Here is a 13,800-nt window from a genome sequence, read left to right on the forward strand (position 1 = left end):
CAGCATCGCCGCTGTCCTGAACGTCTGCTTCGCAGGCGTTCAGGCAGCGGCTTTTTTCGTTTCTGGGGCGCGCAGCCGAGATGCAGATGAGGTTCGCGATGAAGAGAGCACAGCCGCAATTGATGCGCCGACAGGCGCCACGGCGCGGCGCAAGTTTGATCGTCGTGGCGGCCGCGCTCATTGCGGCCGACGCGAACGCCGCGCCCCGCAAGAATGCGCCGTCCGAGGCGGCGGCGATACGACTTCAAGCGCCGCCGCCGCCCCTCGCGCCGGTCGCGCCGCCTCCGCCGCCGCCGGCGCCCATGGGAGTGTTCGGCGCCGATATGCCGGCCGCCGGGAAACTCATTTTTTCCATCACGCCCGTCTTCGCCAATCTGTCGGGCATCAAAATGGGAACGCGCACGGTCTCGAACGAATATATCGTCACGACGGTGCCGTTCTTTCTCAATCCAAGGCAGACCGTGCGCATCATTCCGCAAAACATCGCGGTCGCGACGCAAATTGCCGGCCTGAGCTATGGCGTCACGAAAGATTTCGCGGTGGTTCTCACGGCCGGCATGATCGAGAAAAATCTCAACGCGCTAACCTTCAAGGGCGCGTCGGGCATTCTGCCGCTCGGCAGGAGTTTGCCGGGAACGACGAGCCTTGCCGACGTCACTTTGTCGGGCGTCTATCGCATCTATCAGGACGAGGTCCACCGCATCCAGCTCTCGCTTGGCGTCTCCTTCCCCGCCGGCAGCTACACGGCCACCTTCAAGGACTTTCTGCTGCCGGACGGAACCCGCCGCAACATCCGAGGATTCTATGGCATGCAGCCCGGCACGGGCACGTTCGATATTTTCCCGGGCATCGTCTACGCCGGCTATCTGGGACCGTGGTCGTGGGGCCTCGGCTATCGCGGGCGCTTCCCTCTGGCCGCAAATTCGCTGGGCTATTCCTGGGAATATCTGCTCGAATATCGCCTGCGCTTCCCGCTCGGCCCCAATCCCACCGGGGGCTACCGCTGGGGCGATCTGCATGAATTCAACGCCTGGGGCGGCTACACCTGGACGCCCGGACTCACCACCACCTTCCGCGTGAGCGGTTCGACGCAGGGCCCGATTCGCGGCTTTGATCCGGAAATCCGCGGCCCGGCCGTGCCCGCCAACCCGGCCTTCTATGGCGGACAGCGGGTCGAACTCTTCGGCGGCGCGACGATCAGCGGCAAATTTATCGGCTATGAGAATGCGACGGTCGCGGTCGAGGCCGGGTTGCCTGTTTATCAGAATCTCAACGGTCCGCAGATCATGAAGAACTGGCAGGCGGGCATGTCGTTGCGGTTCAAGATATAACGTGCGTTGGTCGCGGCCCGGCGGGCGGATCGCAGAGACTTACGGCGATGCGCCGCCGCTGGCGCGACCTATACATGCGCTCACTGGACGTCGGGAATTGAAGATCGTCATCGTCGACGAAAGCCCCATTCGCTCGCTGATCCTGGAGGAGGGGCTGCGTGACGCCGGCTTCACGCAGGTCGAGCGCATCAGCGAGATGCACAATCTGCTGAAGCACATCTACGCCAGCGACCCTGACGTGATCCTGATCGATCTGGAAAATCCTTCGCGCGATACGCTTGAACAAATGTTTCAGGTCAGTCGCGCCGTGCGTCGGCCGATCGCCATGTTTGTCGATCAGAGCGATACGGCGTCCATTCAAGCCTCGGTCGACGCTGGCGTCTCGGCCTATATCGTCGACGGGTTGAAAAAGGAGCGCATCAAATCGATCCTCGATCTGTGCGTGTCGCGATTCAACGCCTTCTCGAAGCTTCAGGATGATCTCGAACAGGCCAAATCCGATCTCGAGGAGCGCAAGACGATCGAACGCGCCAAAGGCATATTGATGAAGGCGAAGAAGCTTTCCGAAGAAGACGCCTACAAATTGATGCGCGGCGCCGCCATGCGCGAAAATAAAAAAATCATCGAAATTGCACGCTCGGTCATCACTGCGGCGGAGATGTTTAAATGACCGGCGAAGCGCATGTGAAAATCGGCTTCATTCCGCTCGTCGACGCCGCTGCGCTGTTGATTGCCGCGCATAAGGGATTCGCCAAGGCGGAAGGTCTCGACATCGAACTGATCCGCGAAGCGTCTTGGGCGAATATTAGAGACAAGCTCGCCATTGGCCGCTTCGATGCGGCGCATCTTCTGGCGCCCATGGCGGTCGCGTCCACGCTCGGACTGGGCCATGTGCGAGTTCCGCTTGTCGCGCCGATGAATCTCGCGATGAACGGCAATGCGATCGCGGTGTCCACAGCGCTCTATGCCGAACTCGCCGCGCAAGGCGAGGTCGCGCATCCGGCGCAAACCGCGCGTGCGCTCGCCAAGCTCGTCGCGCGGCGAAGGTCCGAGGGACGCGAGCCTTTGACCTTCGGCATGACCTTTCCTTTTTCCATGCACAATTATCAGCTGCGCTACTGGATGGCGGAAGGCGGCGTCGATCCGGATGAAGACCTGCGCCTGATCGTTCTGCCGCCGCCCTACATGGTGGAAAATCTCGCGCGCGGCCAGCTCGACGGCTTTTGCGTCGGCGCGCCCTGGAGTTCTGTCGCGGTCGACGCCGGCGTTGGCGTCATTCTGCATTTCGGCTGCGAGATTTTCGCCTGCGCGCCCGAGAAAGTCCTAGCGCTGCGCGAAAGCTTCGCCGACGATGACCATCATCTCGTCGCCGCGCTGATCCGCGCGATCGATAGGGGCGCCGCCTTCGTCGACGAGCCGCAAAACCTAGGCGAGGTTTCGCACATTCTCTCGCGCCCGGAATATGTCGGCGTCGACGCCGAGATCATCCGCCGCGTGCTCACCGGCAATTTGCGCGTCAAGGCGCGCGAGGAGCGAAGCGACGCCAATTATCTCATCATCGGAAGAGACGGCGCCATGCGGCCGGATCCGCGGCAAGCCGAATGGATCTATGCGCAAATGCTGCGCTGGGGGCAGACGCGCCATGCGCCAGAGATGGCCGATCGCGCGAAGAGCGTCCTGCGCCCGGACCTTTTCGACGCCGCCATCGATTGCGCGCACATTCAGCGCGAAATCGGAGCCTTTGCGGGACCCGCTTTCGGCGACAGAAGTTACGCGGACTATCTCGCCGAATTCGATATCGGACAGCGCCTGTGAGCGCTGAACTGATGTTCAAAAGGGACAGCCGTTAGGCGCCTCTCGCCTAAGCATTCGGCGCCGCAAAATGCCGCCTGCCGCCCTCGGTCAGCGCCAAACGCCCGCATTCTACAGGAAAAACCACGTCTGCGCCTCTGGCCCGAATTGTGCAATCACCTCATTGGTCAACGACGACCGCCGGTCCGCCGGAACGAGCCCAAAGCTGGGTTCCGTCACAGAAGCGATTTCGCAATTTGCGTCGCGCTTTGGTCGTCTTGCCCGTTCTCACCCCACAAGGCGGAGCGACCTGTGACCGGACCGTTTGGCCGTTCAGCAGAGTCGACACATGACTGGATTGCAGGATTGCAGAAGTCGCGAGAAGCTTGTCGTCGTCGGCGCCGGCATGGCGGCGACGCGTTTCGTCGAGGAGCTGACGAAGCGGGCGCCGGATCGATACGACATTCTCGTGATCGGCGATGAACCGCGGCTTGCCTATAATCGCGTGCTGCTGTCTTCGGTGCTGGCCGGGGAATTGTCGGTCGACGACATCGAGCTTAAGCCCCGGCAATGGTGGCGCGCCGCCGGCGTTGAGCTCCTGAGCGGCTGCAAGGTCGTCAACATCGGCGCCGCCGCGCGGCGTCTTCTTCTCGATAATGGCCGGAGCGTCGACTATTCGAAGCTCGTGCTCGCCACCGGTTCGCGCGCAGTAAGGCTGCCGATCGGGGGCGCCGATCTTCCGGGCGTTCACGTGTTTCGCGACGTGGAGGACGTCGATGCGCTGTCGCGGCTGGAAGGCGAAAGCGCGCGCGCGCTCGTCATCGGCGGCGGCCTTCTTGGGCTTGAAGCGGCCTATGGCCTCGCTAAACGCGGCGTCGACGTGACGCTGGCCCATGTCATGGATCGGTTGATGGAGCGCCAACTCGATGCGGCCGGCGCCGACATCCTGCGCCGCCTCGTCGAAGAGAAGGGCGTGCGCGTGCTGCTGAACGCCAATGCGACGCGCATCAGCGGTTCGGGCCGAGTGGAGAATGTCGAGTTCGCCGACGGCCGAACGGTTCCAGCCGACGCCGTGGTTTTCGCCGTTGGCATTCACGCCAACGCCGATCTTGCGCGACAGGCGGGTCTTGACGTCGGACGCGGCGTGATCGTCGACGACGGTCTTGAGACGAGCGAGTCAGGGGTCTTCGCCATCGGCGAATGCGCTGACCATCGCGGCGTCTGTTACGGGCTCGTCGAGCCGGCCTATGAGCAGGGGCGCGTTCTCGCCATGCGCCTCGCCGGTGAAGACGCGTCCTATGGCGGCAGCGTCGTCTCCACCAATTTGAAAGTCTCCGGCGTGCGTGTCTTTTCAGCCGGGGATTATCTCGGCGAGGTCGACGCGCGCCGCATCGTCTGCAAGGATCCGCGCATGGGGATTTATCGCAAGCTTGTCATGCGCGACGACAGGCTGGTGGGGGCGATCCTGATCGGGGATACGCGCGGCGCCGCCGACATCCTCGACCTCATTCGCTCCGGCGCGGACGTTTCATCTATGTGCGACGAATTGATGTTCGGCGCGCCGATGCAAGAGGCGGCCTGACATGTCCGTCGATTTCACGCTTGACCAGAAGCGCTATCTCGAAGGCTTCGCCGCCGGCTTCTCCGCGCGCGGCGGACAAAAAGCGCCGCCCGCGCAGGGGCAGCCGATGGGGCCCGACGCCGCGCATTTATCCGCGCAGGACCGCGTCACGGCTGCAGGCGGCAAGCTCAACGATCAGGAAAAATGGAAGCGCGAAGAGCATCCATTCGACGCCTGGCCGCGGCTTGTCGCTCAAGCGAAGGAGAACGCGCCGCCAAAGCCCCCCGACAATTTCCGCTGGCGCTACTATGGGCTCTTCTATGTCGCGCCGGCGCAGGACGCTTACATGTGCCGGCTGCGCATCCCCAATGGCGCGCTTAATCACTGGCAGTTCGCCGGCCTCGCTGATCTCGCGGAAAATTACGGCGGCGGCTATCTGCATGTAACGACGCGCGCCAATATCCAGATCCGCGAAATCGCGCCGAAGAACGCCGCCAATATTTTGGAGGCGATTCAGGATCTGGGACTGTGGAGCAAGGGTTCCGGCGCCGACAATATCCGCAACATCACCGGCACGCCGACCGCCGGCGTCGATCCGCAGGAGCTCATCGATACGCGCCCCTATGCGCGCGCCATGCATCATCACATCCTCAACGATCGCTCGCTCTATGGCCTGCCGCGCAAGTTCAACATCGCCTTCGACGGCGCTGGATTGATCGGCGCGCTGGAGGACACCAATGACATCGGCTTTCAGGCCGTTCTCGTGCACGACCAGCATGGCGTCGCGCCGGGCGTCTATTTCCGTCTCGCGCTCGGCGGCATAACGGGTCACAAGGATTTCGCGCGCGACACGGGCGTGATCGTTCCGCCGGATGAGGCGGTGGAGGTCGCCGACAAAATTCTGCGGGTCTTCATCGAGCATGGCGATCGCACTAACCGCGCCAAGGCGCGGCTCAAATATGTGCTCGACGCTTTGGGCTTCGACAAATTCCTCGCCGCCGTCGAAGAAAAGCTGGGCCGCAAGCTGCTTCGCGTCGACGCGGCGGCGATCGCCGTCCGTCCGCGTCAGGACCGCGCCGCGCATATCGGCGCGCATCGGCAGAAACAGGCGGGCTTCAATTGGATCGGCGTCGTTCTGCCGGTCGGTCGTTTCACCCCCGAGCAGGCGCGCGGTCTCGCCGAGATCGCGCGCCAATTCGGCGACGGCGGCCTGCGTCTCACGGTCTGGCAGAATGTGCTGATCACCGGCGTCGCCGACGCGCGCGTCGCGGAAGCTGTCGCGATGATCGAGTCGCTCGGGCTTTCGACGCAGGCCTCGCCGATTCGCGCGGGGCTCGTCGCCTGCACGGGAAATTCCGGCTGCCGCTTCGCCGCCGCCGACACCAAGCGGCATGCCGAAGAAATCGCCGCCTATTGCGACGCCGCGGCGCCGATCGACACGCCGATCAACATTCATCTCACCGGCTGTCATCATTCATGCGCGCAGCATTACATCGGCGACATCGGACTGATCGGCGCGCGCGTGCCGGTGAACGAGGAGGGCGACACGGTCGAAGGCTATCACATTCTGGTCGGCGGCGGCTTCGCGGAAGATGCCGGCATTGGCTCCGAGTTTTGTCAAAATGTGAAAGCGGAAGAGGCGCCGGAAATGGTGGCGAAAATTTTGCGCGCCTATCGAAAGAACCGGGCGAACGCGCACGAAACCTTTGTCGGCTTCGCGCGCCGTCATGACATCGAGACGCTGCGCCGTCTCGCCAATGAGGAGAGCGCGGCGTGACCCATATCTCCTCTCCGCCGTTTCTCATTCCGCCGAACGCGCCTTTCACGCCCGAGCAGCGCGCCTGGCTCAGCGGCTTCTTTGCCGGCTTCGCCGCGCCCGATGACAGCTCGATTACGCCGCTGTCGCCAGAGGCCAACGCCGCCGTCATGGCCGGCGCCGAAAACGACGATGGCGAGGCGCCGTGGCATGACCAGACGCTGGCGATCGAATCGCGCATGCAGCTCGCGCAAGGTCGGCCGCTGCGTCGCCGCCTGATGGCGGCGATGGCGCAACAGGACTGCGGTCAGTGCGGCTATATTTGCGAGACCTATGCGGACGCGCTCGCGGCGCGCAAGGAGGCGCGCCTCAATCTCTGTGCGCCCGGCGGCAAGGACACGGCGCGCATGCTGAAGGCGCTTGCGGCGGAGCTGGATCAGCCTTCGTCGGCGCCGACCACTGTCGCCCTGATCGAACCCATGATCGCTTCGGCGCCCGGCTGCTCGCGCGACAATCCGGCGCGGGCGACTTTCCTTTCACGCCGTCGGCTGAACAAGGAAGGCTCGGAAAAAGACACCTGGCACATCGAGTTCGATCTCGGCGCCGGCGAACTCAGCTACAAAGTTGGCGACAGCTTCGGCGTGTTTGCCAAAAATGATCTCGGCCTCGTCGATCAGATCATCGCCATGCTCGGCGCCTCGCATGTAACGCCGGTAAGAGACAAGACTCTGCGCGAAGCATTGCTGAGCGACGTCTCTCTCGCTCCCGCGCCTGACTCGCTTTTCGAACTGATCTCCTTCATTACCGGCGGCGCGCAGCGCGAGAGGGCGCGTTTGCTGGCGCAGGGCAAGGATCCTGACGGCGACGCCGCGACGCTCGACGTGCTCGCGGTGCTGCAGAAATTTCCAGGCGCGCGGCCACATCCGGAAGCCTTTGTCGAAGCGCTGGATCCGCTGCAGCCGCGCCTTTACTCCATCTCCTCGTCCCCCAAGGCGACGCCGGGGCGCCTGTCGCTGACTGTCGATGCTGTTCGATATGTCGTCGGCAAGCGCAAGCGTCTTGGCCTCGCCTCGACCTTTCTGGCCGAGCGCGTCGCGCCAGGCGACAGCCTTCCGGTCTATGTGCAGCCGGCGCATGGCTTCGCCCTGCCAGATGATCCCGCGACGCCGATCATCATGATCGGTCCTGGCACCGGCGTAGCGCCATTTCGCGCCTTTCTGCATGAGCGCGCGGCGACCCGCGCGTCCGGCAGGAACTGGCTCTTCTTTGGACACCAGCGCTCGGCCTGCGACTTCTTCTACGCCGACGAATTCGAAACGATGAAGGCGACAGGTCTGCTCACACGTCTGTCGCTCGCCTGGTCGCGCGATGGCGCGGAGAAATTCTATGTGCAGGACCGCATGCGCCAGACCGGCCGTGAATTATGGGCCTGGCTCGCGGAAGGCGCGCATTTTTACGTCTGCGGCGATGCGCAGCGCATGGCCAAGGATGTCGAACGCGCGCTTGTCGACGTCGTCGCCGAATTCGGCGCCCGCAACGCCGATGAAGCGGTCGCCTTCGTCGCCCAACTCAAGAAGAGCGGGCGCTATCAACAGGACGTCTATTGAGGCCGCTCATGCTCGATGAAGTCCTGGCGCTCGCGCCGCTTGAAGATCTGCACGGCAGCGTCGCGCCTGTTCAGGCGACCACGACGCGCTCGACCTGCCCCTATTGCGGCGTCGGCTGCGGCGTGCTCGCATCCGCGAATGGCGCCGAAGTGGTTGGCGATCCGGCCCATCCTGCGAACTTTGGACGGCTCTGTTCGAAGGGCTCCGCGCTTGGCGAAACGCTCGGGCTCGGCGGCCGCCTTCTCCATCCGATGCGCCGCCAGGCCGATGGCGCCTTCGCGCGCGTGAGTTGGGATGCGGCGCTGGACGAGGCCGCCGGCGGTTTTCGTCGCATCGTCGACGCGCACGGTCCTGACGCCGTCGCGGTCTATCTCTCGGGGCAATTGCTGACCGAAGATTACTACGTCGCCAACAAGCTGATGAAGGGCTTCATCGGCTCCGCCAACGTCGACACCAATTCGCGCCTGTGCATGGCCTCGACGGTCGCCGGCCACAAGCGCGCCTTCGGCGCCGACGTCGTGCCGGGCTGTTATGAGGATCTCGACCAAGCCGACCTCATTGTGCTCGTCGGCTCCAACGCCGCCTGGTGCCACCCCATTCTGTTCCAGCGCATCATGCGCAACAAGGAGGAGCGCGGCGCCAAGCTCGTCGTCATCGACACGCGCCGCACGCCGACGGCCGAAAACGCCGACCTGTTTCTGCAGATCAGGCCAGGCGCGGATCAGGCGCTGTTTTGCGGCCTGCTTGTCAATCTCGCGAAACTTGGCGCCTTCGACACGGATTACGTTGGCCGTCATACGGCCGGCATGGAGCGCTCGCTGACGGCCGCGCGGAGCCTCGCGCCGTCGATCGAAGCGGCCGCATTGTCGACCGGACTGCGCGAGGTCGACATTGCGGCCTTCTTCGAATGGTTCGCGCAAACGCCCCGAACGGTCACGGCATTCTCGCAGGGCGTCAATCAATCGGCGCAGGGGACCGACAAGGTCAACGCCATCATCAATTGTCACCTCGCGACAGGCCGCGTTGGCAAGCCCGGCGCGTCGCCCTTTTCGCTCACGGGTCAGCCCAACGCCATGGGCGGGCGCGAAGTCGGCGGCCTCGCCAACAGCCTCGCCGCGCATATGCACTTCGAGCCCGCAAACGTCGATCGCGTTCGCCGTTTCTGGAATGCGCCGCGCATGGCGACGCGCGAGGGGCTGAAGGCGGTGCAGATGTTCGACGCCATTGCGCGCGGCGACGTTAAGGCGCTGTGGGTCGTCGGCACCAATCCGGCGGCGTCGCTTCCAAACGCCACTGCGGCGCGCGCCGCTCTTGGCAAGCTCGAACTCTTCATCGTCTCCGACAATGTGAATTCAAACGACACAATCAACAGCGGCGCGCATCTGCTCCTGCCGGCGCAGGCGTGGGGCGAAAAGAGCGGCGCGGTGACGAATTCCGAGCGCCGGATCTCGCGTCAGCGCGCCTTCCTGCCAACGCCGGGAGAGACTCGCGCCGACTGGGCGATCTTCGCGGATGTCGGGCGACGCATGGGCTTTGCAGGCTTTGATTACCGCTCATCTGCAGACGTTTTTCGCGAACACGCCGCGCTTTCGGCCTTCGAGAATGACGGAGCGCGCGCATTCGACATCGGCGGACTTTCGCGCTTAAGCGACGCGGAATATGACGCGCTCGAGCCGACGCAGTGGCCAATCCGCGATGGCGACGGCAAGGGCCGCGCCCGCCTCTTCGCCGATGGCGCGTTCTTCTCGCAGGGCGGACGCGCCACATTCATCGCGCCGGCGAAGCCGACGTTGGCGACCACATTGACGAAGGATTTTCCGCTTCGGCTCAACACCGGCCGCATCCGCGATCAATGGCATACCATGACGCGCACGGGCGAGAGCCCGCGCCTTGCGCGACATCTTCCTGAACCCTTCCTGGAGATCAATCCGTCGGATGCGACGGACCTTGGCGTAGAAGACGGCGGATTCGCGCGTGTCGCAACGCCCTATGGAAGCTGCGTCTTGCGCGCGGTGGCGACGGACCGCCAGCCCGCCGGGCATGTTTTCGCGCCGATCCACTGGACCGATGAAACCGCCGAGGATGCGCGCATCGGCGCGCTCGTCGCGCCCTTCGTTGACCCTTTCTCGGGTCAGCCGGAATCCAAGGCGACGCCCGCCATCGTCACGCCTTTGCGCTTTGCGCGCCAGGGCTTCCTCCTCTCGCGCGGCTCGATCACGCCGCCCGACGGCGTATGGTGGGCGCGGGTCGCCGTGGGCAATGGCTACGGCTACCGCGTCGCCGGCGACCTGTCAGACGACGGCTGGACAGACGTCATCCGCGCCGCGTCGACGAGTGAAGACTTCATTCAATTGATCGATGAAACGAAGAGCCTTCTCTCGGGCGCAGCCTTCGTCGGGGAGCGCGCAGCGCTCATCTGGGCGCTGGCGCCTGTTTCGCCATCCTGGGATTTGGCGCTCGAACTCTTCGCCCGCGATCGTCTCGATCAGTCAGCGCGGCTTTCGCTGTTGTCCGGTCGCTCGGGCCGACAGCTGACGGATGACGGTCCGCTCGTCTGTTCATGCTTTAGCGTCGGCCAAAAGAAAATCGAAGCCGCGATCCAGCAAGGCTGCCGCTCGGCGCTCGACGTCGGCAAGGCCACCCGCGCAGGCACCAATTGCGGCTCCTGCCGACCGGAAATTCAACGTCTCATCAAGGTTTCTCTCGCGCCCGAGTCTGCGATGGATTCGGCGCGAGAGGACCAAACAAGCATGAAAGAAGGAGCATCTGATGAATCTGTCGGATTTTAAAAAGGCCGGTCATTGGCCGACGCTGCTCGCGGCCTTCCTCTACTTTGACATCAGTTTCATGGCTTGGGTCTCGCTCGGGCCCCTGATGATTTACATCAGCAAAGGCATGCCGATTTCCGTCGAGGACAAACTCTCGCTTGTCGCGATTCCGGTTCTCGGCGGCGCCTTCTTTCGCGTTCCGCTCGGCCTCCTCGCCGATGCGATCGGTCCGAAGATGACGGGCATCCTCGCGCAGGCCATCGTGATGTTCGCCGTCTCTCTGGTGTGTGTCTTTGGCCTGAGCAGTTCGATCGCCATCGCGCTTTTCGGCTTGTCTCTCGGGCTCGCCGGCGCGTCCTTCGCTGTCGCTTTGCCGCAGGCCGGCCGCTGGTATCCGCCGCAATATCAGGGTCTGGTGATGGGCATCGCCGGCGCCGGCAATATGGGGGTCGTGCTCGACACGCTTTTTGCGCCGTCGATCGCGGAGGCGTATGGCTGGCGAACCGTTTACGGCGTGCTGCTCGCGCTGATGGTTTTGGTGCTGCTCATTTATGCGCTGGCCGCCAAGGACGCGCCCGGCGGCAAGACAACCATTGCTCTTGCCGACTACGGCAGAATGCTCGCGGATTCCGATAGCCGCTGGTTCATGTTTTTCTACTTCATCACCTTCGGCGGCTTCGTCGGCCTTGCTTCGGCGCTTCCGCTCTATTTCACGACGCAGTATCACGCCACGGGAGTCGCCGCGGGCCTCATGGTCGCGCTGATCGTCGCCTTCGGTTCGGGTTTCAGGCCCGTCGGCGGCTATATCGCGGACCGCATCGGCGGGGTGAAGACGTTGTGCTTCCTCTTCGTTGTCGTTTCCGCCTGCTATTTCGCCGTCGCCTTTCTTCCGGCGGGACCGGCCCCGGCGAAAGGCGTTGCGGGTTGGGGTTTGACGCAGCTGCCGCCCGTCGCCTTTGCAGCGGTGGCGCTGTTCTCCGTCGGCGTGTTATCGCTCGGCATGGGCAATGGCGCGGTGTTTCAGCTGCTGCCGCAACGTTTTCGCCGTGAGATCGGCGCGATGACGGGCCTTGTCGGCGCCGCAGGCGGGTTCGGCGGATTTTTTCTCGCCAAGACTCTCGCCTACTCCAAAGGAGCGACCGGCGGCTTCACCGCCGGGTTCGTCTTCTTCGGTTTCCTTGCGCTGCTCGGTCTCGTCGGTTTGATCTTCGTGAAGACGCGTTGGCGGACGACCTGGGGCGCCGTTTCCGGCGCGCGAATCTGAGCCGAGGAACAGCCGTGTCGGTCCGCGTCGTTCATGATCTTCGAATCGAAGCGGGCTTTGCGACGCAAAAAGGCCGACGGCCCGACAATCAGGACTATGTCGCATTTTGCCTGGGTTCAGGCGGCGCCGGCGCCTTGCAGGGCGTCGTCGCCGCCGTCGCCGATGGGGTCGGCGGCCACAAGGGCGGACGCGCGGCGGCTGAGACCGCCGTGCGCGCCTTCATCGACGGCTACTATGCGCAGCCGGAGACTTTGGGCGTCAGTCGCGCCGCCGCCCGCTCGCTCGAAGCGGCCAACAGCTGGATCGCGGCGCAGTCGAGAGTCGATCCGGCTTTGGAAGGCATGGCGACGACGTTCAGCGCGTTGATCCTGTCGCGTCGAAGCGCCTTTATTCTTCATGTCGGCGATACGCGCGTCTACCGACTCGCCGGCGCCAGCCTCGAAAGACTGACGAAAGATCACACGCTCGGTCGCGGCGATTTCGCCCATGCGCTCCTTCGCGCCGTCGGCTTCGACGATGCGCTCTTGTTTGATCAGGGAACGCACAGTCTCAATGTCCATGATCGATTTCTGCTGTGTTCGGATGGCGTTCATGGCGCGTTGCCGGACGCGCGGCTGCGTGCGCTGCTCGCCGAAAGGGGCGGGCCGCAGGAAACGTCGGAGAGGATTGTTCAGACGGCGCTCGAGGCGGGCAGCCAAGACAATGTCACTGCGCTTGTCATTGACGTCGTCGATGTGCCGCCCGCCGACGAGCGCGCCCTGTCGCGCGCCTTCGCGGCCTTGCGGATTGGCGAGCTGCCGGCGATCGGAGATCTTGTCGACGATTTTCGCATTGACGGCCTCCTCTCCGAAGGGCGCTACAGTCGGCTGATGCGGGCGACGGATACGCAGAACGGAAAAGCGGTCGTTTTGAAATTTCCGCATCCGCACGTCGCCAATGACGCGGCCTACCGGCTCGCCTTCGTCAATGAAGCTTGGGTTGCGGCGCGGGTAAGAAGCCCGTTCATCGGCGAAGTCGTCGAACTGCCGCCGGCACGACAAAGCCGGCTCTATTCGGTGATGCCATATTACGATGGCGAGACGCTGGAGCGGCGCCTGCGCCGCGAACCGCGCATCGATCTTGCCGAGGGCGCCTCGATCGCCACGCGCCTGTCGCGCGCCATCGCGACCCTGCACCGTTGCGGCGTCATCCACCGCGACGTCAAACCGGATAATGTCATATTGCTTAAGGACGGCGGGCTGCGCCTCGTCGATCTCGGCGTCTGTCGTGCGCCGAACCTCGAGAACTTGCCGGAAATACACGCGCCAGGCACGCCGAGCTATATGGCCCCCGAGCTTTTCGACGGCGCCGCCGGCGATGAAGCGTCGGATCTTTATGCGCTCGGCGTGACGGTCTATCGCATGTTCAGCCGTTGCTATCCTTACGGCGAAATCGAGCCCTTCAGCCGACCGCGCTTCACCAGGCCGCCGCCGCTTGCCCACAAGCGGCCCGACCTTCCGTCCTGGCTCGACGCCGCCATCCTCAAAGCGATCGCCGTCGAGCGCGCCGATCGCTTTGGCGACGTGTTGGAGTTTGCCTTCGAGCTTGAAAACGGCTCGGCGCGCGCGCAGCCGTTGACGCTGCGCAAGAAACCCCTTTACGAACGCAATCCGGTCCTGTTCTGGCAAACGCTCTGTTTGCTGCTGGCGCTCTTATTGGCGATCGCGCTGTTCTATCGCTAGA

At 63.9% G+C, this 13,800-nt stretch carries 9 protein-coding genes; all 9 read left to right on the forward strand.

Annotated elements, in window-relative coordinates:
* The first annotated feature begins 98 nt into the window (after nucleotides 1-98).
* The 9 genes from BN69_RS12315 to BN69_RS12355 all read left to right on the forward strand — a co-directional run bounded on the left by BN69_RS12315 (nucleotide 99) and on the right by BN69_RS12355 (nucleotide 13,799).
* Nucleotides 99-1,331 (forward strand): alpha-amylase, encoded by a 1,233-nt coding sequence (locus BN69_RS12315; protein WP_244434931.1) that lies wholly within the window; start codon nucleotides 99-101, stop codon nucleotides 1,329-1,331.
* A gap of 97 nt (nucleotides 1,332-1,428) precedes the next feature.
* Nucleotides 1,429-2,001 carry an ANTAR domain-containing response regulator gene (locus tag BN69_RS12320; protein ID WP_173370421.1) on the forward strand — a complete coding sequence of 191 codons (573 nt, stop codon included), beginning with the start codon at nucleotides 1,429-1,431 and terminating at the stop codon, nucleotides 1,999-2,001.
* On the forward strand, nucleotides 1,998-3,146 hold the full coding sequence (locus BN69_RS12325; protein ID WP_014891947.1) for a CmpA/NrtA family ABC transporter substrate-binding protein: 1,149 nt from the start codon (nucleotides 1,998-2,000) through the stop codon (nucleotides 3,144-3,146). Before BN69_RS12320 ends, BN69_RS12325 begins: the two co-directional genes overlap by 4 nt.
* A gap of 325 nt (nucleotides 3,147-3,471) precedes the next feature.
* The gene (locus BN69_RS12330; protein ID WP_051013295.1) at nucleotides 3,472-4,704 is read left to right on the forward strand and encodes an NAD(P)/FAD-dependent oxidoreductase; all 1,233 of its coding nucleotides are present in this window, start codon (nucleotides 3,472-3,474) and stop codon (nucleotides 4,702-4,704) included.
* 1 nt (nucleotide 4,705) lies between these two features.
* On the forward strand, nucleotides 4,706-6,460 hold the full coding sequence (locus BN69_RS12335; protein ID WP_014891949.1) for a NirA family protein: 1,755 nt from the start codon (nucleotides 4,706-4,708) through the stop codon (nucleotides 6,458-6,460).
* A complete protein-coding gene (locus BN69_RS12340) occupies nucleotides 6,457-8,046 on the forward strand; it encodes a sulfite reductase subunit alpha (protein ID WP_014891950.1) in 1,590 nt (529 codons plus the stop codon). The genes BN69_RS12335 and BN69_RS12340 overlap by 4 nt, the downstream gene beginning before the upstream one ends.
* Nucleotides 8,047-8,054: 8 nt before the next feature.
* The gene (locus BN69_RS12345; protein ID WP_014891951.1) at nucleotides 8,055-10,835 is read left to right on the forward strand and encodes a nitrate reductase; all 2,781 of its coding nucleotides are present in this window, start codon (nucleotides 8,055-8,057) and stop codon (nucleotides 10,833-10,835) included.
* Nucleotides 10,816-12,078, forward strand: coding sequence for an MFS transporter (locus BN69_RS12350; RefSeq protein ID WP_014891952.1), 1,263 nt, complete (start codon nucleotides 10,816-10,818; stop codon nucleotides 12,076-12,078). The genes BN69_RS12345 and BN69_RS12350 overlap by 20 nt, the downstream gene beginning before the upstream one ends.
* 14 nt (nucleotides 12,079-12,092) lie before the next feature.
* Nucleotides 12,093-13,799, forward strand: a complete 1,707-nt coding sequence (locus BN69_RS12355; protein ID WP_014891953.1) for a bifunctional protein-serine/threonine kinase/phosphatase — start codon at nucleotides 12,093-12,095, stop codon at nucleotides 13,797-13,799.
* Nucleotide 13,800: the final 1 nt, after the last annotated feature.

It is taken from the genome of Methylocystis sp. SC2, assembly GCF_000304315.1.
In the GTDB taxonomy this organism is placed as follows: Bacteria; Pseudomonadota; Alphaproteobacteria; order Rhizobiales; family Beijerinckiaceae; genus Methylocystis.